13 protein-coding genes are annotated in these 21444 nt (G+C 73.5%); 3 read left to right on the top strand and 10 right to left on the bottom strand.

The features are described from left to right. Positions 1-119: 119 nt before the first annotated feature. The 4 genes from ABZ624_RS00275 to ABZ624_RS00260 all read right to left on the bottom strand — a co-directional run bounded on the left by ABZ624_RS00275 (position 120) and on the right by ABZ624_RS00260 (position 5619). Positions 120-1958 carry a GMC family oxidoreductase gene (locus ABZ624_RS00275; RefSeq protein WP_360081320.1) on the bottom strand — a complete coding sequence of 613 codons (1839 nt, stop codon included), beginning with the start codon at positions 1956-1958 and terminating at the stop codon, positions 120-122. Between the two features lie 26 nt (positions 1959-1984). After that, positions 1985-3598, bottom strand: a complete 1614-nt coding sequence (locus ABZ624_RS00270) for a succinic semialdehyde dehydrogenase (RefSeq protein WP_360081319.1) — start codon at positions 3596-3598, stop codon at positions 1985-1987. A gap of 136 nt (positions 3599-3734) precedes the next feature. Further along, a complete protein-coding gene (locus ABZ624_RS00265; RefSeq protein WP_360081318.1) occupies positions 3735-4670 on the bottom strand; it encodes a protein kinase in 936 nt (311 codons plus the stop codon). A 46-nt stretch (positions 4671-4716) separates the two neighbouring features. Beyond that, positions 4717-5619, bottom strand: coding sequence for an MBL fold metallo-hydrolase (locus ABZ624_RS00260; protein WP_360081317.1), 903 nt, complete (start codon positions 5617-5619; stop codon positions 4717-4719). 71 nt (positions 5620-5690) lie between these two features. Here ABZ624_RS00260 and ABZ624_RS00255 point away from each other — a divergent pair, with 71 nt between their 5' ends. Then, complete coding sequence (locus ABZ624_RS00255) at positions 5691-6611, top strand: AraC family transcriptional regulator (RefSeq protein WP_360081316.1); 921 nt, start codon at positions 5691-5693, stop codon at positions 6609-6611. Here ABZ624_RS00255 and ABZ624_RS00250 read toward each other — a convergent pair. The 6 genes from ABZ624_RS00250 to ABZ624_RS00225 all read right to left on the bottom strand — a co-directional run bounded on the left by ABZ624_RS00250 (position 6598) and on the right by ABZ624_RS00225 (position 19232). Further along, a complete protein-coding gene (locus ABZ624_RS00250; protein ID WP_360081315.1) occupies positions 6598-8262 on the bottom strand; it encodes a serine/threonine-protein kinase in 1665 nt (554 codons plus the stop codon). The two genes, ABZ624_RS00255 and ABZ624_RS00250, sit on opposite strands and share 14 nt — an antisense overlap. A gap of 79 nt (positions 8263-8341) precedes the next feature. Further along, positions 8342-10150: a protein kinase gene (locus tag ABZ624_RS00245; protein WP_360081314.1), complete on the bottom strand. Its 1809-nt coding sequence runs from the start codon at positions 10148-10150 to the stop codon at positions 8342-8344. Between the two features lie 97 nt (positions 10151-10247). Then, positions 10248-12167, bottom strand: coding sequence for a serine/threonine-protein kinase (locus ABZ624_RS00240; protein ID WP_360081313.1), 1920 nt, complete (start codon positions 12165-12167; stop codon positions 10248-10250). A 127-nt stretch (positions 12168-12294) separates the two neighbouring features. Then, the gene (locus ABZ624_RS00235) at positions 12295-15087 is read right to left on the bottom strand and encodes a protein kinase (protein ID WP_360082103.1); all 2793 of its coding nucleotides are present in this window, start codon (positions 15085-15087) and stop codon (positions 12295-12297) included. A gap of 133 nt (positions 15088-15220) precedes the next feature. After that, on the bottom strand, positions 15221-17320 hold the full coding sequence (locus ABZ624_RS00230; protein WP_360081312.1) for a serine/threonine-protein kinase: 2100 nt from the start codon (positions 17318-17320) through the stop codon (positions 15221-15223). Positions 17321-17522: 202 nt separating this feature from the next. Then, positions 17523-19232 carry a glycerol-3-phosphate dehydrogenase/oxidase gene (locus ABZ624_RS00225; RefSeq protein WP_360081311.1) on the bottom strand — a complete coding sequence of 570 codons (1710 nt, stop codon included), beginning with the start codon at positions 19230-19232 and terminating at the stop codon, positions 17523-17525. 289 nt (positions 19233-19521) lie between these two features. Between ABZ624_RS00225 and ABZ624_RS00220 the strand changes: the two genes are divergently transcribed. After that, positions 19522-20730 carry a nucleotide sugar dehydrogenase gene (locus tag ABZ624_RS00220; protein ID WP_360081310.1) on the top strand — a complete coding sequence of 403 codons (1209 nt, stop codon included), beginning with the start codon at positions 19522-19524 and terminating at the stop codon, positions 20728-20730. 139 nt (positions 20731-20869) lie between these two features. Next, the gene (locus ABZ624_RS00215) at positions 20870-21439 is read left to right on the top strand and encodes a hypothetical protein (protein ID WP_360081309.1); all 570 of its coding nucleotides are present in this window, start codon (positions 20870-20872) and stop codon (positions 21437-21439) included. The last annotated feature ends 5 nt before the right edge of the window (positions 21440-21444 follow it).

Raw genomic sequence — 21444 nt, 5'->3', positions numbered from 1 at the left:
GGCTTTCACCGATCAAACCTGCCGAATCGAAAAAACAGAAGAACAGTGAGAGGGACCTGCCTTCGGAGGGGGATGCAGGTCCCTCTTGGTGCACTCAGCCGGGCATCCTCTTGGTGTGCTCAGCCGGGCATGCTCTTCGTGTGCCCGCCGGGCTGGTTCTTCGGTGGTACGGCCGGCATTCCCAGGAACGGCAGGCGCAGCGCCCCGAAGGCCTCCGCCGGAACCGCCGGGGCCTGCGGTTCGACCGGCTTCAGCCGCTCGTACGCCGCTCCCGGTGCCGGCCGCGGGTCCTCCTCGCCCTTGTTCGGCCAGAAGGACATCGCCCGCTCGGCCTGCGCGGTGATCGTCAGTGACGGGTTCACGCCGAGGTTCGCCGAGACCGCGGCGCCGTCCACGACCGAGATGCCCGGGTGGCCGTAGAGGCGGTGGTACGGGTCGATCACACCCGTCTCCGGAGAGTCGCCGATGGGGCAGCCGCCGAGGAAGTGCGCGGTCAGCGGGGTGCCCATCAGCTCGCCGACGTTGCTGCCCGCGAAGCCGTTGATCTCGGCGGCGAGCGCGGTGGCGGCCTGGGTGGCGGCCTTGATCTGCTTGGGGTTGGGGGCGCCGTGGCCCTGGCGGGCGGTGAGCAGGCCCTTGCCGATTCCGTCCGGCTTCAGGTACGTCGTCAGGGAGTTGTCCAGCGACTGCATCACCAGGCCGATGATGGTCCGCTCGGACCAGCGCCGGTTGGAGAGGGAGCGCAGGACCTGCAGCGGGTGCCTGGCCGCGTTCGTCAGCCAGGCCAGCGCCCGGGAGGAGCCCTCCGCGTACGGCACCTGGAGGATCGACAGGCCGCCCATGGAGTTGGAGCCCTTGCCGTAGCGGACCGGCTCGATGTGCGTGTTCTCGTCCGGGTGGATCGAGGAGGTGATCGCGACGCCCCGTGTGAAGTCGGCCTTCGGCTCGCCGGTCGCCCTGCGGTAGCGGCGGTTGTCGGTCTGCGCGCCGACCAGCGCCTCGGAGTTGGTCCGGGTCAGGTCGCCCAGCCTCTTGGACAGGTACGGCAGCTGGCTTCCGGCCTTCATCCGGTGCAGCAGGGTCTGCGTGCCGTAGGTGCCGGCCGCGAGGACGACCCTGCGGGCGGTGAAGAGCCGGCCCTCGCCCTTCTTCTTGCGGTCTGTCGGCAGGGTCGCCACCGCGTACCCCCCGCGTGAGTCGTCCGTGACGGACACGACCGTCGTCAGGGGGTGGACCACCGCGCCCGCCTTCTCGGCGAGGTAGAGGTAGTTCTCGTTGAGGGTGTTCTTCGCGCCGTGCCGGCAGCCGGTCATGCACTCGCCGCACTCGGTACAGGCGTTGCGGGCGGGGCCGGCGCCGCCGAAGTACGGGTCGTTCACCTGCCCGCCGGGCCCGGCCTTCGCCTTGCCGTCGGCGTCCTTGCCGTCGCCGAAGAACACGCCGACCGGGGCGAGGTGGAAGGTGTCACCGACGCCCATCCGCTGTGCGGCCGCCTTCAGATGCACGTCGGAAGGGGTCATCGTCGGGTTGAGCCGTACGCCGAGCATGCGCTGGGCCTGGTCGTAGTACGGCTTCAACTCCTCCTGCCAGTCGGTGATCTCCCGCCACTGCGGGTCGTCGAAGAAGGCCTTCGGCGGTACGTAGAGGGTGTTGGCGTAGTTCAGCGAGCCGCCGCCGACGCCTGCGCCGGCCAGGACCATGACGTTGCCGAGCAGGTGGATGCGCTGGATGCCGAACATGCCGAGCCTGGGGGCCCAGAGGTAGTTCTTCAGGTCCCAGGAGTTCCTGGGCAACGTGTCGCGTGTGAAGCGGCGGCCGGCCTCCAGGACGCCGACCCTGTATCCCTTCTCGGTGAGGCGCAGGGCCGTCACCGAGCCGCCGAACCCCGATCCGACCACGATGACGTCGTAGTCGTACCCGTCCTCGTCCCGGGTCTGGACAGACTTCTCCTGCGACACGTGCTCTCCTCGTTGAGAACGGGGTTCTAGCGGAACCGGAATGCCTTCATCAGGCGCAGACTCGTGCTCATGAAGCGGGCGTAGGCCTCGTCGGTCATGCCCAGCGACGGCGCCATGGGAAGGAGCCGCTGCTGGGCCACCGTCTGGGCCTCCGTGTACTTGAGGATGCCCTCGGAGCCGTGGCGGCGGCCGAGGCCGGAGTCCTTCATGCCGCCCATCGGGGACTGGACGCTGCCGTAGGCGGGTGCGTAGCCCTCGTTGACGTTGACCGTGCCGGTGCGCAGGCGGGCGGCGATCTCCCGGCCGCGGCCCGCGCTCCTGGTCCAGACGGAGGCGTTGAGGCCGTAGGGCGTGGCGTTGGCACGCTCGACCGCCTCGTCGTCGGAGGAGAAGCGGTAGACCGAGACGACCGGGCCGAAGGTCTCCTCCTCGCACACGGACATGGAACTCTCGACGCCGTCGAGGATGGTCGGCTCGAAGAAGTACCGGCCGATGTCCGGGCGGGCGGCCCCGCCCGCGATCACCTTCGCGCCCTTGGCGACGGCCTCTTCCACATGCCGCTCGACGGTCTTCAGCTGGCGCTCGCCGACCAGCGAGCCCATGTCGGCGCCGTAGGCGAGGGAGTTGCCGAGCCGCATGGCCCTGGTACGGGCGGCGAAGCGCTCCAGGAAGGCGTCGGCGATCGACTCGTGGACGTACAGCCGCTCGATGGAGATGCAGAGCTGTCCGGCGGAGGAGAAGCAGGCGCGTACGGCGCCGGCGGCGGCCTTCTCGATGTCGGCGTCGTCCAGGACCAGCATGGCGTTCTTGCCGCCCAGTTCGAGGGAGACGCCGACCAGACGGGCGGCGGCACCCTGCGCGACCTCCCGGCCGGTGCGGGTGGAGCCGGTGAAGGAGACGTAGTCGGCGTGCTTGACGACCTCGGGGCCGACGACCGGGCCCTCGCCGAGGACGACCTGGAAGACGCCCTCGGGCAGGCCGGCCTCGATGAGCAGGTCGCGGGCCCAGAGCGCCGTCAGGCAGGTCTCCGTGTCCGGCTTCATCACCACCGCGTTGCCGGCCACGAAGGCGGGCAGCGCGTCACCGACCGACAGTTCCAGGGGGTAGTTCCACGGGGCGATCTGGCCCACGACCCCGCGCGGGTGGCGGAGTTCGGTGACCTTCGTGAGCGTGGGCACGGCGCCGGTGTGCCGCTTCGGCCGCAGGTAGGCGGGGGCCTTGCGGCCGTAGTGGCGGGCCGCGACCGCGACGGCCTGTACCTCCTCGTGCGCGTGCAGGCGGGCCTTGCCGGTCTCCAGCTGGATGAGGTCGAGCACCTCGGCCTGCCGCTGCAGCACCAGGTCGTGGAAGCGGAGCAGGACGGCGGCCCGCTGCCGTACGGGGGTCTTCTCCCACACGGCCTGTGCGGTGCGGGCGGCCTCGAAGGCCTTCTGTACGTCCTCGGGGGTGGACTCGGGCAGGTCGGCCAGCTTCTCGCCGCTGAACGGGGTGTGGTTGGCGGTACGGCCGGAGCCGACGACACCCTTGGTGAGCTGGGCCACCAGTTCCGGGGTGACCACGTCGGCGGCGGTGCGGACGCCCTCGGGGGCGGGCGCGAGGGGGTTGGTGCCGGTGCTGTCCGGGGCCTGCGTGTCCGTCATGACGCGCAGGGTATGCCGGAGCCGGGTCTTTGTGTACCCGTCGGTAACGGGGATTCACCGAGTGCTCACACGCCGCCAGTGATCACTGGCAGGGAATGTGCTGATCAGGGCGTCGAGGCGGCGAGGAGCAGAGCGATCATTCGAGTCCGGCTTTTTTCGCCAGGAGCAGTCCGAGCGCGGTGCGCGGGGTGCGGCGACGGGGGTCGGGGGGTGACGGAGGGGAGGGCGAGGGTTCCGGCGCGGTGTGGGGTTCCGGCGCGGCATCCGGTTCCGGCGCGGCATCCGGTTCCGGCGCGGTGCCGGGTTCCGGTGCGGTGCCGGGTTCCGGCGCGAGTCCGAGGTAGTCGCGCAGTGCCGTCATGACCTCCTCGGCACCCGGGCGCGCCGCGGGCTCGTCGGCGTGCAGCCGGTCCAGCAGCGGGCCCAGCGGGCCGGGGTCCGCGTCCCCCAGGGCGGCGCGGAGCAGGGCGCCCAGCGACCACAGGTCGCAGGCCGGGCCGGCGCCGGGGCCCGCGGCGCGCTCGGGGGCCACGAATCCGGCGGGCGCGTCCGCCGGGTGGCCGCCGCCGGTGCCGAAGTCGGTGACGACGACCCGCCCGGTGCCGGACTCCAGCAGGACGTTGGCCGGTTTGACGTCCCGGTGCACGATGCCGACGGCGTGCGCGGCGCGCAGTGCACCGAGGACGGCGAGCCCGATCCGGGCGGCCTCGGCGGGCGGAAGGGGCCCGCGGCGCAGTACCTCCCGCAGGGACTCGCCCTCCACCAACTCCATGACGATCCAGGGGACATGGTCCTCGGCGACGACGTCGCACACGGTGACGGCGGAGGGATGGCGCACCCGTGCGGCGGCGCGGGCCTCCCGGTGGAGCCGGCGGGCGACACGACGGCTCTCCTCGTCGTCGGCCGGATCGCCGGGCAGCAGCGGCTCCTTGACGGCGACCCGGCGGCCCTGCCCCTGTTCGTCCCGGGCCCGCCAGACGGTTCCGGTGGGCCCGGACCCGAGGCGTCCGGCGAGCCGGTAGCGGCCACCGATCAGACGTGCGTCGGCCGGGTGTTCGCCGTCTCCACTCATGTCACATGAGTACCGTCTGCACCACGCCCTTGTCGAAGCGGTGCGGTCAGGCGGCCCACCGGTGCAGGGTGAAGCCGCCTCCCACCTTCCTCACCTCCACCGCGCCGGCACCGCCGAAGTGGGCCGGGACGACCAACTCCCGTTCAGCCGCCGCGCGTTCCAGGACCCGCAGCCGGGTCTCGGCCGCCTTGCGCGGGTCGAGGCAGAAGCAGCTGCTGCACTCGGGGTGCAGGATCTGCACCGGGCTGTGCAGCAGATCCCCGACGAACACGGCCCGCTCACCCCGGGACTCGACGCGCAGGACGGAGGAGCCCGGGGTGTGGCCGGGCGCGGCCTCCAGGACGAGGTGTGCGTCGATCCGGTGCTCGTCCTCCCACAGCACGGCCTGCCCGGCCCGGTGCACGGGCGCCACGCTGTCCTCGTAGACGAGCCGGTCGATCGGGCGCGCCCCGCCCGCGTAGCCGCCCGCCGGCCCGAAGTGGGCGTCGTCGGCGGCCGGGAGGAGGTAGCGGGCGTGCGGGAAGGTCGGCACCCACTCTCCGCCGGCGTCCATGGTGTTCCAGCCGACGTGGTCGCTGTGCAGGTGGGTGTTGACGACGACGTCGACGTCCCCCGGGTCGACCCCGGCTCGCGCCAGCCGGTCCAGGAAGTCCCCCTGCCGCCGGTGGAAGAGCGGATTGCCGGGCCGTTCCCGGCCGTTGCCGACGCCGGTGTCGACCAGCACCGTGCGGCCCCCGCCGCGCACCACCCAGGTCTGGACCGCCACCACGGCCCGGTCACCGCCGGCCTCCCGGTGGTCGGGGACCAGGTCCTCCTCGTACGCGCTCCACACCTCGGGAGGGCAGTCCGGGACGAGGGCGGCACCGGGCAGGTGCGGCCCCCGCCACTCGATGATGCGGAGCACCTCGACATCACCGATCCGGAGACTCTGTACTTGGTCATCAGCCATGGTGATCACCCTACGAGCAGAGGTTGAGCATTTCCATGCTCGTTCGGCTCGCTTGGATACGCTGTCGTCTCATGGATGTGGTGAGCGATGCGATCTCCACGGTCCGGGTGGGCGAGCCCTCGTCGAACCGGCTGCGGCTGAGCGGCTCCTGGTGCGTGCGCCTGTCCCCGTACGAGGGTGCCGGTTTCCATGTCGTGCTGAGCGGCGCGTGCAAGCTGCTGCCGGACGGGGGCGGCGATCCGGTGGTCCTGGACCCGGGGGACGTGGTGCTGCTGCCGCACGGCGCCGGTCATGTGCTGGCGGACCGTTCGGCGACGGAGGCCGAAGCGCGGCGGGCCGTGCCGTTCGAGACGGTGCGGGACACGGACGTACGACGTCCCGGGCCGGGCCCCGGCGTCGAGCTGCTGTGCGGCAAGTACCGGCTCGACCGCAGCCGTACCCATCCGCTGCTGGCGGAGCTGCCGCAGGTGGTGCATCTGCCCCACCGGCTCGGCGACCACCCCGAACTGCGCACGGCCGTCGACCTGTTGGCCCGTGAGCTGGACGAACGCCGGCCGGGCGGCTGCCTGGCCCTGCCGAGCCTGCTGGACCTCCTGCTGATCTACATGATCCGCGCCTGGATGGCCGGGGCGGAGACGGGTGCGTGGCCTGCGGCGCTGGGCGACCCGGTGACGACGGCCGCGCTGCGCGCCCTGCACTCCGATCCGGCGGCCCCCTGGACGGCCGACCGCCTCGCCGCCGAGGCCGGCGTCTCCCGCGCCACCCTCGCCCGCCGCTTCACCTCCCTGGTCGGCCGCCCGCCGATGGCCTATCTGACCTGGTGGCGGCTGACCCTCGCAGCGACCCGGCTGCGCGCCTCCGACGCGCCGCTCGCGGCGGTGGCGCGGGAGACCGGGTACGGCAGCCCGTACGCCCTCTCGCACGCCTTCAGCCGGGAGTTCGGGATCACACCGGGCCGGTACCGGAACGCCTCGGGGGTCAGGGCTTCGTGAGGTCCAGGTTGGCGATCGCCGCCCTGGCGACCTCCCGGCCGCGCGCCGTGAAGTCGCCCCGGCCCGGGTAGCCGATGGTGAGCGTGTACATGTCTCCGGCGCCCGTGCGGTAGTAGAAGATCTGGATCTCGCGCGGGCGCGGGCTGTCGCTGTCGTCGGTCGTGTAACCGACGGTGTTCCTCGCGGCCTGTCCGCCGTGGTAGGTGGCCGTGTCGTCCGGGTGGGTGCGCGCGCCCTTGGGCATGTTCAGGGTGTACTCGCCCTCGGTCCGGAACTTCTCGTCGTCGGCGTACATCTGGGACCGCGCGCTGTTCTTGATCTCGTGCGCGGAGTCGTCCGCCTTCCGGGCCAGATGCAGTTCGACCCAGACGCTGCCGCTCGCGTCCTCGTAGGTCACCCAGTTCCTGTCGGTGGCGTCCTTGTCGGGCCTGATCGGCCGGTACGCCGCGGGCACAGCGACGGTGGCGCCGAGCTTCGCCTCCGGCTTCTTCGCCCAGCCGTCGGGCAGCGGGCCCGCGAAGGGGTCGGCGAGGACGAGGTACGCCGCCACCGCCGCCGCGGCCAGCAGCGCGCCCGCGCCCAGCCACGCCGTGCGGCGAAGGCGCCGGGAACGGCCGGCGGGCGGTACGGCCTGGCCGGGCTGCGTCGACGCCAGAGATGCCGGAGATGCCGCGGGCGGCGGCGGGGCCGGGGGCCGTACCGCCTCCTCCAGCAGCGTCCGGACCCGGTCGGCCGGCGGCCGGTGCGCGGGGTCCTTGCGCAGCAGCCCGTCGATCACCTCGGCCAACGGGCCGGAGGCGGACGCGGGCGCGGCGGGGGCGGAGTTGAGGACCGACTGCAGGGTGGCCGGGGTGTTGCTGCGGCGGAACGGCGAGACGCCCTCGGTGGCCGTGTAGAGCAGCACGCCCAGGGACCACAGGTCGCTCGCCGGGCCGGGCCGCTGCCCCAGCACCCGCTCGGGCGCGATGTACTCGGGCGAGCCGACGAAACCACCGGTGTCCGTGAGCCGCGTGTCACCCTCGATCTGCGCGATGCCGAAGTCCGTGAGCACCACCCGGTCGTACCGGCCGAGCAGGACGTTGTCGGGCTTGACGTCCCGGTGCAGGACACCCGCCGCGTGCGCGGCCTCCAGCGCGCCCAGCACCTGAAGGCCGATCCGGGCCGCCTCGCGCGCGCTCAGCGTCCCCTCCTGCAGGACGTCGCCGAGGGTACGGCCGCGCACCAGCTCCATCACGATCCAGGGCCGGCCGTCGACGACCGCGACGTCGTGGACGTTCACCACCGCCGGGTGGTCGAGGCGGGCCGCCGCGCGGGCCTCGCGGCGCATGCGCTCGAAGGCGTTGGCGCGTTCCCGTTCGGGAAGGTCGTCCGGGACCCGGGGCTCCTTGACGGCGACCTCCCGGTCCACCGTCTCGTCCTCGGCCCGCCACACCGTCCCCATCCCGCCGTGGCCCAGCTTGCCGAGCAGCCGGTACCGGCCGGCGATCAGCCGCCCGGCTCCGGCTTCCTGCTGCGGGGGCGGGACGGGGTGCGGCTGTCTGTGCGGCTGTATGTGTGACTGCGGTTGCGGTGGTTGCGGTGGTTGCGGTGGTTGCAGAACAAAACTCGTCGTGTCGTCGGTGCCGTGACCGACTCCCCCGTCACTGCTCATGAACCATCCATATCGCGCCACCGGTGCCCGCAGCCACAGGGAACGCGAACCGGTCACACACCCGTGACCGAGCGGCAGGTCAGGAGCCCGCCCGGAAGGTGTCGACTGCCACGTCGAAGTACTCCCGCGCCTCCCGCACCTTGCCGACCGGCGCCGACACCCACACGTCGTACATCCGCCCGGCCTCCTCCCAGCACAGGTCGTAGGTGTGGCGCGGGCCCTCCGCCGCGCTGAAGCCGTCCCAGGTGAACTCCCACAGCGCGGCGGGGTGTCCGTTGTGCGTGGTGGGGGTGATCCGGCCGTCGCGGTAACCCGGGTTGGCGGCCGGGCCCTTGGCGGCCGAACGTTCCATCACGCCCTGGGGGCCGCCCGGCTGGGGACCGGTCGCCTTGACGCCGAGGCGGAAGGTCTGGCCGGGCGAGAGGTAGAAGACGCGCTCGCCCTGCGGACTGCGGGTGAAGTCCTGCGGTACGGCGAGGGAGAAGCCGGCCGGGTCGCGGGCGGTGCGGAAACCGGAGGGCGCGGTGCGCGAGCCGGTCGAGGCGGGGCCGGTCGGCGTCGGGCGTGTCGCGGTGGGGGCCGGCACGGCGGTGCCGGATGCCGGGGACGAGGCCGGCGACGACGCCGGGCGCGTACCGGTCCCGGAAGCCGGCGACGTCACCGTGCCGCCGTGGCTGCCGCCGCCCCCGCCGCCGCCCCGGTGCAGCAGCAGCGCCGCCGCCGACACGCCGGCCCCGGCCAGCGCGGCGACGAGCAGGGCGGCGATCAGCACCCCGCGCGTGGACGTCCGGGGCGGGGGCTCGGCCGCCGGCCCGGACGCGGTGGGCGGCTGTGGCCCGTGGTGCGCAAGGGCCGGCTCGGTGGGTGGGTAGGGGGCGGCAGCCTGTGGCGTGGGGGCGCTGCCCGTGGCCCCGGACCACGGCGCGCCGTCCGCCGCGGCCCCCGACCTCGGTGTACGGCCTCCCGGCGCGCCGGGCCTCGGCGTCCAGCCCCCGCCGATGCGGTGGCCGCGCCCGGCGGCCGGGGTGCCGGGCGGCCCCGGAGCCTCCGGTGTCCGGCCCGTCTCCAGGAACGTCCGCAGCATCTGCTCCGCCGCGGCGGCGCCGAGCCGCCGGTCGGGGTCGCGTTCCAGCAGCCCCCGTACGACCGGCAGCAGCGGCTCGGCCTCGGCGGGGGGCCGGATCTCGGCGGCGACGACGGCGTGCAGGATGCCGCCGAGCGAGTCGCGCCGGAACGGCGACTCGCCGCTGAGCACCGTGCACAGCAGCGCGCCCACCGACCACAGGTCGGACTCCGGCCCGGTGCGCAGCCCCGACATCCGCTCCGGCGCGGTGTATTCGGGCGAGCCGACGAAGGAGCCGGTCTCGGTGAGCGTGGTGGCGCCCTCGACCTGTGCGATCCCGAAGTCGGTCAGCACGACCCGCCCGGTGCCGGACTCGATCAGGACGTTCGCGGGCTTGATGTCCCGGTGCAGCACCCCTGCCTCGTGCGCGGTGTGCACCGCGCTGAGCAGGGCGACGCCGATCCGCGCGGCCTCTGCGGCGTCGACCGGGCCCCGCCGCGAGATCCGGTCGGCCAGCGAGCCGCCGTCGATCAACTCCATGACCAGGTAAGGGCGTTCGTCCTGCTCCACCACGTCGTGCACGACGATGATGTGCGGATGCCGCAACTGGGCGACCGCCCGCGCCTCGCGGAAGGTACGGTCCCGGCGGCGCCGCGCGTCGTCCTCGGCGAGGGAGTCGTCCGGGAGGAGTTCCTTGACCGCGACACGCCGTCCCAGCACCTGGTCGACAGCCTGCCACACGACGCCCATGCCGCCACGCCCGATGCGTGTCTCCAGGCGGTAACGGCCCGCGATCACCCGGAAGTCGGCGCCCTCGGTCCCCATGCGCCCCATCATGCCGCACCGGACCCATGCGCTCCGGGGCGCCGATCGGCCAAGCCGGGCCGATCTACCAGCGTTTTTCGGCCGTATCAGCCGTCGTTCAGCCCTCGTCCGGCTGCTGCCAGCTCTGCAGCACCCACTTGAACTGCTTGGTGGCCTCCGCCCAGTCTTCGGCCGGTGACGACACGTAGAGGGCGTACTCGGTGCCGCCGCGCGAGAAGTACGTCTCCTCGATCGCGTGGCGCGGACCGGACGGCGGGTCCTTCTTCAGCGCCGTCCAGGTGTACTCCCACAGCGAGCCCGGGCGGTCGCGGTAGATGTTCTGCTTCATGGCCACCCGTTTGTAGCCGACCAGCCGCTGCAGCTGCTGTTCCAGGTCCTTCTGGTGCTCGAAGGCGTTGGGGAAGTCCGGCGAGCTGTCGATGGCGATGCGGACGAAGTGCCGGCCGTGGTCGGGCGAGTAGTCGACCTGCCGCAGGCCGTCGGCGGGAACGCCGACGACCTTCCGGGACCAGCCCCTGGGCAGGTAGACGGTGAAACCCCAGGGGTCGTGGTACGGCTTCCACGAGGCGGGCATGGTCCGGTCGGCGCCCGGCGCGGGGCTGCCGCTCGCGGAGGGTGACGTCGTGGCCGGGCTCGCGCCCCCGTTCGACCCGGTGTTCCGCTGCGCACCGCCGCCCCACTCCTGGAAGACCACCGCCGCGCCACCGCCGAGCACGGCCGCGACGGCGACGACGAGCACGAGGGTGCGCAGCCGGCGCCGGGGACGGGGCCGTGCCGTCGCCGGGCCGCCCGCCGCGCCCGGGGGCGTGGGCGCCACGGCCGTCGGCCCGGTCGCGGAACGACCCGGGCCCGGCGCTCCGGGGTTTCCGGGGCCGTAGCCGTGGGTGGTCCCGCCGGGTTCGTAACCGGGCGCGTGGCTGGTGCGGCCGTAGCCGGGGCCGGACCCCGCGGGCTCGTAACCGGGCGCATGACCGGTGGAGCCGTAACCGGAAACGGCCCCTGTGGAGCCGTAACCGGCTGTGGCCCCCTTGGAGCCGTAGCCCGGAGTGGACTCTGCGGAGCCATGACCCGGAGTGGGCTCGGGGGAGCCGTAGCCGGCAGTGGTCCCCGGGGGGCCGTAACCCGAGGCGGCCGGGTGGCCCGTCCCCCGGGTGTGCACGCCCGAGCCCTGCGTCGGGACGAACGCCTGGGCCGGGTGCGGGCGGCGGCCCTCGGCCGCCTCGGCGAGCAGCTGCTCCGCCTCCTCCGCACCCGGCCGCCGGTCCGGTTCCTTGCGCAGCAGGGCGGCTATGACGGGGCCGAGCACACCGGCGTGGCGTGTCTCGTCGGCCTGCTCCTCGACGACCGCCTGCATGGTGCTCAGCGGTGAGGTGCGGCGGAACGGCGACCGGCCCTCGACCGCCGTGTACAGCGTGGCGCCGAGGGCCCACAGGTCCGAGGCCGGGCCCGGGTCGTGACCGCGCACCCGCTCGGGCGCGAGGTAGTCGACGGAGCCGACGACCTCTCCGGTGCGGGTGATGGTGGAGTCGCCCTCGATCTGGGCGATGCCGAAGTCGGTGAGCAGCACCCTGCCGTCACGGCCGAGGAGGACGTTGCCGGGCTTGACGTCCCGGTGCAGTACGCCGGCGGAGTGCGCGGCGCGCAGCGCCCGCAGCACCCACAGGCCGATGCGGGCGGCCTCGCGGGGCTCGACGCGCCCCCGTTCCTTGACCGCGTCGGCCAGCGAGTTGCCCTCGACCAGCTCCATGACGATCCAGGGGCGGCCGTCGTGTTCGAGCACGTCGTGCACGGTGACGACCGCGGAGTGGTTGATGCGCGCGGCCGCGCGGGCCTCGGCCCGGGTGCGGGCGAGCAGAACGGCCCGGTCGCTGTCGGAGACGTAGAGCGCGGCGGTCAACTCCTTGACGGCGACCGTCCGGTTCAGTACCTCGTCGTGGGCGCGCCACACCCGGCCCATGCCGCCGCTGCCGATGGAATCGGCAAGCCGGTAGCGGCCCGCTATGAGCAGGCCCTGCATCTGATTCACGTTGCCCCGCAATGCTCTTGACAGGGTCAGGTTAAGGACCGCCCTGCCGGCAGGGAACCAGCGGGGTACCAAGGTGACAGCACTGTGACGGTTGTCGCCGCCCCCGTGTACAGGGCGCTCAACCCGTGTAGCGGTACGTCGCCGTGGCCTGCTCGTAGAGCCGCGTCACCTCGTCCCGGTCGGCCTCCGTACCGCGGACCTGGACGACGTGGTAGCGGCCGTTCAGCAGGATCGCCATGTTCCGCACGAACAGGTCGCGCCCCTGCCCGTCGGTCCAGGTGAACTGCCCCTCGGCCATCGTCCGTCCGCCCACCTCGATGGTTCTCAGGCCAGTGGCCGTGGCCCAGCTGGTGTCCCGGTACGGCTGGAGTTCGCGCTCCTTGTCCCGCTGGTAGGCCATCGGGTCACTGCCGTACGCCGACGCGCTGTCCCTCCCGGGTACGACGATCAGCTCGAAGTTCCCGTGGGTGTACAGGACCTGGCCGCTGCCGTTCTTCGGGCTTCGGTCCCAGCCCTTGCCTACGGCCACCTGGAAGCCGTCGGGGTCCTTGCGCAGGGTGAAGCCGTCGGCGACGGACGTGTCGCCGCCGGTCTGGGTCTCGGTGGCGGGCGCGCTGCTCTTCGGCGTGCCCGGCCCGGAGGGGGGCTGCTGCCCGGTGTGCGACGGCGCGGGACTCGCCTCCCCCGCGGTCCCGGTGCGGTCGCTGCCCGCAGCCGCGTTCTCCCCCTGTCCGGGCATGAACAGCATGGCGTAGGCGATCGCGCCGGCCAGCAGGAGCAGGATCAGCAGGAGCAGCGTCCGGCCGAGACCGCGCGGGGAACGCTCCTCCTGCCGGGCCCTGGCTCGCTTGTGCCGGCCATGCGGATGGTCCTCGGGCAGCCCGGCGCGGCGGCGTCGCATCCGCACCAGCTCGCCGCGGCGCCGCACGATCGGCAGCCGGCTCGGATCGGCGGACGGCACGGGTACGACGTGGGTGCCGGCGTCCGGCTCGGGCGCGGAGCGCACCAGTGAGCGCAGCCAGCCGTTCAGTTCCTCGAAGTCCAGCCGTTCGGTGGGGTCCTGGCGCAGCAGCGACTCCACGACCGGCCGCAGCGGACCGCACTCCTCGGCGAAGGCGGGCGGCTCGGCGCACACCAGCTGCACCAGCTCGGCCGTCGAATCCTCCGGGTAGGGCGCGTGTCCCTGCACGGCCCGGAACAACAACGCGCCCAGCGCCCACAGATCGGTCGCCGGCCCGATCGGCGCCGCCAGCTGCCAGTTCTCGTGCACGGGACCGGCCTGCTCCGGCGCCCACCGCTCGGTCACCGGCCCCACGACGGTCATCCGCACCTGCCGCGCCCGCTCGACCGCCAACGCGGTGCCGGGCCCGCGCCGGGCACCGGTCAGGGCCGCACCTGAGCCGTCCCAACGGGGGCCGGCCTGGGCCTGCTGGGGAAGCAGGGAGGGCAGGTCGCCGGCCTGACCGGTCCGGTACTCCGGAGCGGACATCTGTCCGGGCACGACCGGGCCCACGGGACGCTGCCCCGCCGGGGCGAGTCCGGCCCGCTGCGAGCCGCCGCCCAGGCCGGGGGAGCCGTCGGCGGCACCGGGGCGTGGCGCGCTGTCGGGCCAGGATTCGCCCGGTGCTCCGTAGGGACCGGCGACGCGGCCGGGCGGTGTCGGGCCGCCGGGGCCGCCTGGGCCGCCGGGGTACGGCGACCGCGTCGTACCGTCGGTCCGGTCGGCACCGGCGCCGCCCTCGGCGGGCGGCCGGGCCCCGGGCAGGGCGGCGCGCCCGTTCTGCCGGGTCTCCTGCACCCGGGCAGCGGCACGGGCGCCCGCGCGGTACGCGGCGATGGCACCGGCGCGGGCGGCACGGATGTCCGCGCCGCTCTCCAGGGACCGTTGCCCCGCCGGGCCGGGCGCCCCGGTACCGCCGGGCACCCCGTTCAGCCCTCCGGCCGCTCGTGCCTGGATCGCGGCCCGGCGTGCGGCCTCGGGGTCGACGACGTCCGCGGAAGGATGCGCTCCCGCTCCGGCCGAACCGGCGCCGGCACCCGGCCCGGCCCCCACCGCGCCGGCTCCGCCCACCGCACCCGGCCCGGCCCCCGCCGCCCCGGCCCGGCCCACCACGCCCGGACCGCCGCCGGAACCAGAGGCAGCGCCCGGCCCGCCGCCGGAACCAGTGGCTGCGCCCGGCCCGGCCCCGGCCGTCCCGGTTCCGCCCACCGCTCCCGCCGTGCCCGGAGCTTCCTCCGCCATACCGTCCTGGGCCGGTACCGGGTCGTACCCGCACAACGCCTCCTCCGCGGCGCCGACGGCGAGGCCGGTCAGCATCACACGGCCGTCGTCGCAGACCAGCACCGTGCGGGCGGTGATGTTGCGGTGCACCCAGCCGTGCCCGTGCAGCACCCGTAGCGCCATGAGCACGTCGGAGGCGACCTCGGCCGCCCGGTACGGGGACAGCGGCTGCTCGGCGAGCAGCGCGGCGAGCGGGCGCGCGGCCACCAACTCGCTGACGATCCACAGCGAACCGCCCTCGGCGAACACGTCGAAGACCTGGTCGAGGCGCGGATGGTCGGGGATACGGGCCGCCGCCTGCACGGCCTCGACGGCGCGCCGTACGGCCGGGTCGGCGGGCCGCCGGGTGGCGGTCCGGGCGTCCGCCGTCCGCCGGGTCCCGGCACCGGCCCCGCGCTCACGCGCGGTGAAGCCTTCGGGCAGTCCCTCCGTGTCGAGCACCTCGGCCTCGACGACCTCCGGCAACGGCACCTGCCGGACGAGCACTTCCTGTCCGCTGTAGGTGTCGAAGGCGCGGGTCTCGGTGAGTTCGTACGCGTCGGAGGGCGGCAACGGCAGGCGGTAGCGGTCGGCGAGCACCCGACCCGCATAGTCCTCCACTGTGCCTCCCCCGGCCGCCCGGCTGGTCATATCCGTTCGCGTCACGACCCGTTCCGCACACACACCCGGCTGCGTACGGTCCGCAACCATTCACGATACGTGCCGGAGGCAACCCGCACGGAGTGGATGACGGATTCTCACGCCGCAAACCGACGTCCGCTGTCTACGACTTGGGCTCGAAGGACGCCGTCAGCGTCTTCCAGGTGTCCTTGCGCAGCGCGCTGTCCCAGTTCGCCGCCTTCGCCGTGTACATCAGCCCGTACCCGAGACGGCCGTTGACCACGAACCCGCGGTCGATGGTGCGGTACTCGGTGCCGTCGTCGTCGACGTAGGTGAACTCCCAGTCGGCCGTGTTCCAGTGGCGGTAGTCCACCTTCTCGATGCGGATCCTGTGGTACTGGGAGCGCATCATGCCGCCTTCCTGGTTCCTCCAGTCGGCCACCGGGTCGTCCTTGGGGCTGCCGGTCCAGCCGACGAGCAGCTTCTGCCCGTCGGGACCGGTGTAGCGGTCACCGGCGCCCCCGGTGGACTTGTACGACCATCCCTTGGGCAGGCCGATCGAGTAGCCCTGGCCGGCCTTGCGGGTCGACACCGCCGGCGCGCTCCCGCCGCCCTTCGCGCCGGAGGAGCCGGCCGAGCCGGGGGCGTCGGCGGACGCGCTCGCGTCGGCCGCGTGGCCGGACGCGGCACCGGCGCCGGCCGACGTCGGGCCCGCCCCGTCCGTCCGTGTCCCGCGGTTCGTGCTCTTGCCGCTCTTGTCCTGCTCGGTGGACGCACTGGCGCTCGCCGCCGCCCCGGCGCCGCTGTTCTTGCCGCCCTTGCCGTCGTCGCTCAGGGCGAAGGCCAGGACGGTGCCGAGCACCGCGAGGACGACCACTACGGCGATGATCACCAGCGTGCGCCTGGGTACCACGTCGGTCAGCGGCGCCCTCGGCACCGGCCACGGCGGCAGGTCCAGATCCGGCGGCGGCATCACGGGCCAGCCCGAACGCGCCTTGTTCGCGCTGGAGTTCGGTGCACCGGTGGCACCCGAGGCCGGGCCGCCCGGCCGTCCGACCGATCCGGCACCGGGCCCGGTGGAGGGGCCGGGCCGCGCTCCGCCGGAGGACGCCGGACGCGCGCCGCCGGGGACGGCCGGGCGTGCCCCGCCGGCCGTGGCGCCGCCCGCGCCCGCCGCTTCGCCGGCGCCCGGCGCGGCCGTGGTGCCGCCGCTCTTCGTCCGCGCCGACGCCGCTGCGGTGGCCGCCGCCCCGGCCGCCTTGCGCACCGACCGCAGCGCGCCGCGCAGCTTCTCCGCGGCCTCGTCGCCCCGCTTGGCCCCGCCCTGCTCGTCCTCGGACGGGCCGGGCTGCGTCGGCAGCGGAACCACCCGTGTGGCGTCCATGGGCTCCGGCTCGGGCGCGTGGATCACCTTGTTGAGCATCGCCCGTGCGCCGGCGTCGTCGAGCCGCTTGGCCGGGTCCTTGGTGAGCAGGCCGTAGAGGACGTCCCTGAGCGGGCCCGCGTTCTTGGGCTCGTCCAGGGGCTCGGTCATCACCGCGGTGAGCGTGGCGATCGCCGAGCCCTTGTCGTACGGGGGAACGCCCTCGACCGCCGCGTACAACAGCCCGCCGAGCGACCAGAGGTCGGCCGCCGGGCCCGGCTTGTGACCGCGGGCGCGCTCCGGGGAGATGTAGGAGGGGGCGCCGACGAGCATGCCGGTGGAGGTGATGGACGGGTCACCCTCGACCTGCGCGATGCCGAAGTCGGTGAGGACGACCCGGCCGTCCTCGGCGATGAGCACGTTGGACGGCTTCACGTCCCGGTGCAGGATGCCCTCGCGGTGCGCGGAACGCAGCACGTCGAGGATGGCGAGGCCGACCTCGGCGGCGCGCTTCGGCTCCAGCAGGCCGTCCTCGCGGATGACCTCGGCGAGGGACTTGCCCTCCACCAACTCCATGACGATCCACGGCCGGTCGTCCTCGTCGACCACGTCGTAGACCGTCACCGCGCTGTTGTTGCGGATCCGGGCGATCGCCTTGGCCTCGCGCAGGGTGCGCGTGATCAGGCGCCGCTTCTCCTCCTCGTCGATGTTCGACGGGAACCGCAGCTCCTTGACGGCGACCGTCCGGCCCAGGGTCTCGTCCTCGGCGCGCCAGACCGTGCCCATGCCGCCCCGGCCCAGCACGTCTCCCAGCCGGTACCGCCCGGCGAGGAGACGACGCTCGCTCTTGTCCTGACGAGTCCCCTGACGAGATGTACCCGCCCGCTCCGCCTCCGACATGCGTCCCCTCAAACAACCCGCCCTGACAGAGCCTCCATTGTCTCTCACTCGACAAGTGCTCGACGCCCAGGGGCCCCTTCGTCCGGGCGGGGCCAACATGCCGGAAGCCGGGCGAAGTGCGCGTTCTGCTCACGGGGGTGACGGCCGTTCGGCTGTCGGCGGCCTCAGCTGCCCGGCGTCCGCGGAACGTCCGGCTCCGCCCTCAGCCGAGCGGCACGATGTCCGGGGCTCCCAGCCGCGCCGCGTCCGCCGTCTGATCGTCGGGCTGGAGCTGGGACTCCCGCTCGGCCTCCACCCGCTTCTCGTAGTGCTCGACCTCGCGCTCGATCTGGTCCTTGTCCCAGCCGAGGACAGGCGCCATCAGCTCGGCCGCCGCACGGGCGCTGCGGGTGCCCCGGTCGAAGGTCTCGATGGAGATGCGGGTGCGGCGGGTGAGGACGTCGTCCAGGTGCCGGGCGCCCTCGTGCGAGGCGGCGTACACCACCTCGGCGCGCAGATAGTCGTCGGCTGCGGCCAGCGGCTCGCCCAGGGCGGAGTCGGCGGCGACGAGATCGAGGACCTCCTCGGCCAGGGAGCCGTACCGGTTCAGGAGGTGCTCCACGCGGGCCACGTGCAGTCCGGTGCGGGCGGCGATCCGGGCGCGCGCGTTCCACAGGGCGTAGTACCCCTCCGCGCCCAGCAGCGGGGTCTCCTCGGTCACGCACTCGGCGACCCGCATGTCCAGGCCGTGCACGGCCTCGTCGACCGCGTCCTTCGCCATCACCCGGTACGTGGTGTACTTGCCGCCCGCCACGACCACGAGTCCCGGCACCGGATGGGCGACCGTGTGCTCGCGGGACAGCTTGCTGGTGGCGTCGGACTCCCCGGCGAGCAGCGGGCGCAGACCGGCGTACACGCCCTGTACGTCGTCGCGGCCGAGCGGCACCGCGAGCACCGAGTTGACGTGTTCCAGCAGGTAGTCGATGTCGGCGCTGGACGCCGCCGGGTGGGCCTTGTCGAGGTCCCAGTCGGTGTCGGTGGTGCCGATGATCCAGTGCCGGCCCCAGGGGATGACGAAGAGGACGGACTTCTCGGTGCGCAGGATCAGGCCGGTGGTGGAGTGGATGCGGTCCTTGGGCACGACCAGGTGGATGCCCTTGGAGGCGCGGACGTGGAACTGGCCGCGCTCGCCCACCATGGCCTGCGTGTCGTCGGTCCACACGCCGGTCGCGTTGACGATCTGCTTGGCACGGATCTCGTACTCCCCGCCGCCCTCCACGTCCTGCACCCGGGCGCCGACGACGCGCTCGCCCTCGCGCAGGAACCCGGTCACGCGCGCGCGGTTGGCCGCCTTCGCGCCGTAGGACGCCGCCGTGCGCACCAGGGTGGCCACGAAGCGGGCGTCGTCCATCTGGGCGTCGTAGTACTGCAGGGCGCCGACCAGGGCGTCCTTCTTCAGGCAGGGGGCGACGCGCAGCGCGTGACGGTGGGACAGATGGCGGTGCAGGGGCAGGCCCCGGCCGTGGCCGCGGGCCATGGACATCGCGTCGTACAAGGCCACGCCCGAGCCCGCGTACAGCCGCTCCCAGCCCTTGTGCTGCAGCGGATACAGGAACGGCACCGGCTTGACCAGGTGCGGGGCGAGCCGCTCCAGGAGCAGACCGCGCTCCTTCAGGGCCTCACGGACGAGCGCGAAGTCGAGCATCTCCAGATAGCGCAGACCGCCGTGGACGAGTTTGCTGGACCGGCTGGAGGTCCCGGACGCCCAGTCGCGGGCCTCGACCAGACCGGTGGACAGGCCGCGTGTGACGGCGTCCAGCGCGGTGCCCGCGCCCACGACTCCGCTGCCTATCACCAGGATGTCCAGCTCGCGCTCCGCCATCGCCGCCAGTGCCTCGGCGCGCTGCGCCGGCCCCAGAGTCGCTGTCCTCACCGCTGCCTCCCGCTGTCGCACACTCGCTCGCGTCGGCCGCACCCGGCGGGCGAAGCCCGGTTCGTCCCCTCCTCATGCCCAAATTCTGACGGGGTTGCCCTGCTTCAGCCACCACGGACTCCCAACCTGTGGACAACTTGCGCACAACCCTGGAAGACACACGGAGACACACGGACACAATCAGACGTAACGGTCATATATGTACCTAGTCTGACAGAGCACTCGCTCACCCTGTCGGCAGCGGTTGCGTACCTGTTCCGCTTCGGCTACTGGGAAGGACGGCCCACGCATGCCCTCAGACCTCGCCGTCATCGGACTCGGCCCCTACGGTTTGCCGCTCGCCCAGGCCGCCGTCGCCGCAGGCATCGCCACCATCGGCTACGCGACCGGCCCCGAGGCGGGCTCGCTCAGCCCCGCCGAGCTGCGCCGGATGCACGCGGCGGGCTTCCGGCCCGGGACCGACCCGGCCCAGCTCGGCCGGGTGCGCACCGCGGTGATCTGCGCGTCGAGCCCGCGCGGCGCCGACGGCGGGCTCGACCTCGGCCAGGTGGAGGCGGCCGCCCGCACCCTCGCCGAGCGGCTCCGCCCGCACACCACGGTCATCCTGGAGTCACCCGTGCTGCCCGGAACGACGGAGGAGTTCCTGCGGCCCCTGCTGGAGAAGGGCTCCGGGCTCCGCGCCGGCCGCGACTTCCACCTCGCCTACTCCCCCAGCCGGGTCGACCCCGGGAACCGCGAGCACACCCCCGCCAACACCCCCAAGGTCATCGGTGGCCTCACCCCCGCGTGCACCGAGTCGGCCGCCGCCTTCTACGGCCGGCTCACCGACAAGGTGGTACGCGCGCGTGGGCTGCGCGAGGCCGAGACGGTGCAGCTGCTGGAGACCAATTTCCGGCACGTCAACATCGCGCTGGTCAACGAGATGGCCGTGCTCTGCCACGAGCTGGGCGTCGACCTGTGGGACGTGATCCGCTGCGCGGAGACCAAGCCGTTCGGCTTCCAGGCCTTCCGGCCCGGACCCGGCGTCGGCGGGCACGGCGTCCCACAGGACCTCACCGGCCACGCCACCCGCACCCTGCGCATGGTGGAGCTGGCCCAGCAGGTCAACAGCCGGATGCCGCGCTATGTCATCCAGCGCGCGGCCACCCTCCTCAACGAGCACGGCAAGTCCGCCCGGGGCGCCCGCGTGCTGCTGCTCGGCGTCACCTACAAGCCCGACCTCGCCGACCAGCAGGCAGCACCCGCCCAGGAGATCGCGATCCGGCTGATGGAGCTGGGCGCCTCCGTGAGCTACCACGACCCCTATGTGGCCTCCTGGAACGTGCTGGACCGCCCGGTCCCGCGCGCGGAGGCACTCTACGAGGCCGCCGCCGAGGCCGACCTGACGATCCTGCTGCAGCACCACCGGACGTACGACCTGCAGGGGCTGTCGGTGAAGGCCCAGCTGCTGCTGGACACACGCGGGGCCACGCCCACGGGGGCGGCGCACCGGCTCTGAGCCCGGTCACGAACGGAAAACAGCCGGGGGCGGTGTCGTCCCCGGCTGTTAGTCTCCCCCGGACTCGCCGCACACAGGCGCGCGAGCCTCTTCCGTTTCCCGTTCTTCGGTTGTGCTCCACCTCGGGGGGATTCCTGTCATGAGCCAGTCAGCTCCACCACCTCAGCCGCCACAGTCCGGTCCGGTGGCCGGCAACCCGTACGCTCAGCAGGCCCCGGCCCCGGCCCCGGGAACGCCGTACCCGGGAACGCCGTACCCGCCGCAGCCGGGCGCCTTCGCCGCGCCGCCGGCGCCGCCCGCGCCGGTCCGGAACAACCTGGTGCTCGGCCTGGTGGCCGCGCTCGCCGCCGCCGTGGCCGCCGCAGCGCTCTACGGGGTCATCGCCGGCGCCACCAAACACGAGATCGGCTACGCGGCCGTCGGCGTCGGCTTCGTCGTCGGTGTCGCGGCCGGCAAGGCGGGCGGCCGCAACCCGGCCCTCCCGGTCATCAGCGCCGTCCTGGCGCTCGGCGCGGTCTACCTCGGCCAGCTGGTCGGCGACGCGATGATCATCGCCGATCACTTCGGCGTGAGCTTCAACGAGGTCTTCTTCAAGAACTTCGGGGACCTCCAGGAGGTCTGGAAGAAGGACGCCGACGTGAAGACCTTCCTCTTCCTGGCCATCGGCGCGGCAGCCGCGTTCTCCGGCTCCAGGAAGGCCTCCCGGTAGAACTG

The sequence above is a fragment of the Streptomyces sp. NPDC007205 genome, assembly GCF_040634095.1.
Taxonomy (GTDB): Bacteria; Actinomycetota; Actinomycetes; order Streptomycetales; family Streptomycetaceae; genus Streptomyces.
This window is presented reverse-complemented; position numbering and strand designations above follow the sequence as displayed.

Excerpts from the sequence above, each read along its gene's own strand:
- ABZ624_RS00245 (WP_360081314.1), bottom strand. The coding sequence starts at position 10,150 with ATGGGGACCGAGGGCGCCGACTTCCGGGTGATCGCGGGCCGTTACCGC.
- ABZ624_RS00230 (WP_360081312.1), bottom strand. The coding sequence starts at position 17,320 with ATGTCGGAGGCGGAGCGGGCGGGTACATCTCGTCAGGGGACTCGTCAG.
- ABZ624_RS00235 (WP_360082103.1), bottom strand. The coding sequence starts at position 15,087 with ATGACCAGCCGGGCGGCCGGGGGAGGCACAGTGGAGGACTATGCGGGT.
- ABZ624_RS00270 (WP_360081319.1), bottom strand. The coding sequence starts at position 3,598 with ATGACGGACACGCAGGCCCCGGACAGCACCGGCACCAACCCCCTCGCG.
- ABZ624_RS00255 (WP_360081316.1), top strand. The coding sequence starts at position 5,691 with ATGGATGTGGTGAGCGATGCGATCTCCACGGTCCGGGTGGGCGAGCCC.
- ABZ624_RS00240 (WP_360081313.1), bottom strand. The coding sequence starts at position 12,167 with ATGCAGGGCCTGCTCATAGCGGGCCGCTACCGGCTTGCCGATTCCATC.
- ABZ624_RS00265 (WP_360081318.1), bottom strand. The coding sequence starts at position 4,670 with ATGAGTGGAGACGGCGAACACCCGGCCGACGCACGTCTGATCGGTGGC.
- ABZ624_RS00215 (WP_360081309.1), top strand. The coding sequence starts at position 20,870 with ATGAGCCAGTCAGCTCCACCACCTCAGCCGCCACAGTCCGGTCCGGTG.
- ABZ624_RS00250 (WP_360081315.1), bottom strand. The coding sequence starts at position 8,262 with ATGAGCAGTGACGGGGGAGTCGGTCACGGCACCGACGACACGACGAGT.
- ABZ624_RS00220 (WP_360081310.1), top strand. The coding sequence starts at position 19,522 with ATGCCCTCAGACCTCGCCGTCATCGGACTCGGCCCCTACGGTTTGCCG.
- ABZ624_RS00260 (WP_360081317.1), bottom strand. The coding sequence starts at position 5,619 with ATGGCTGATGACCAAGTACAGAGTCTCCGGATCGGTGATGTCGAGGTG.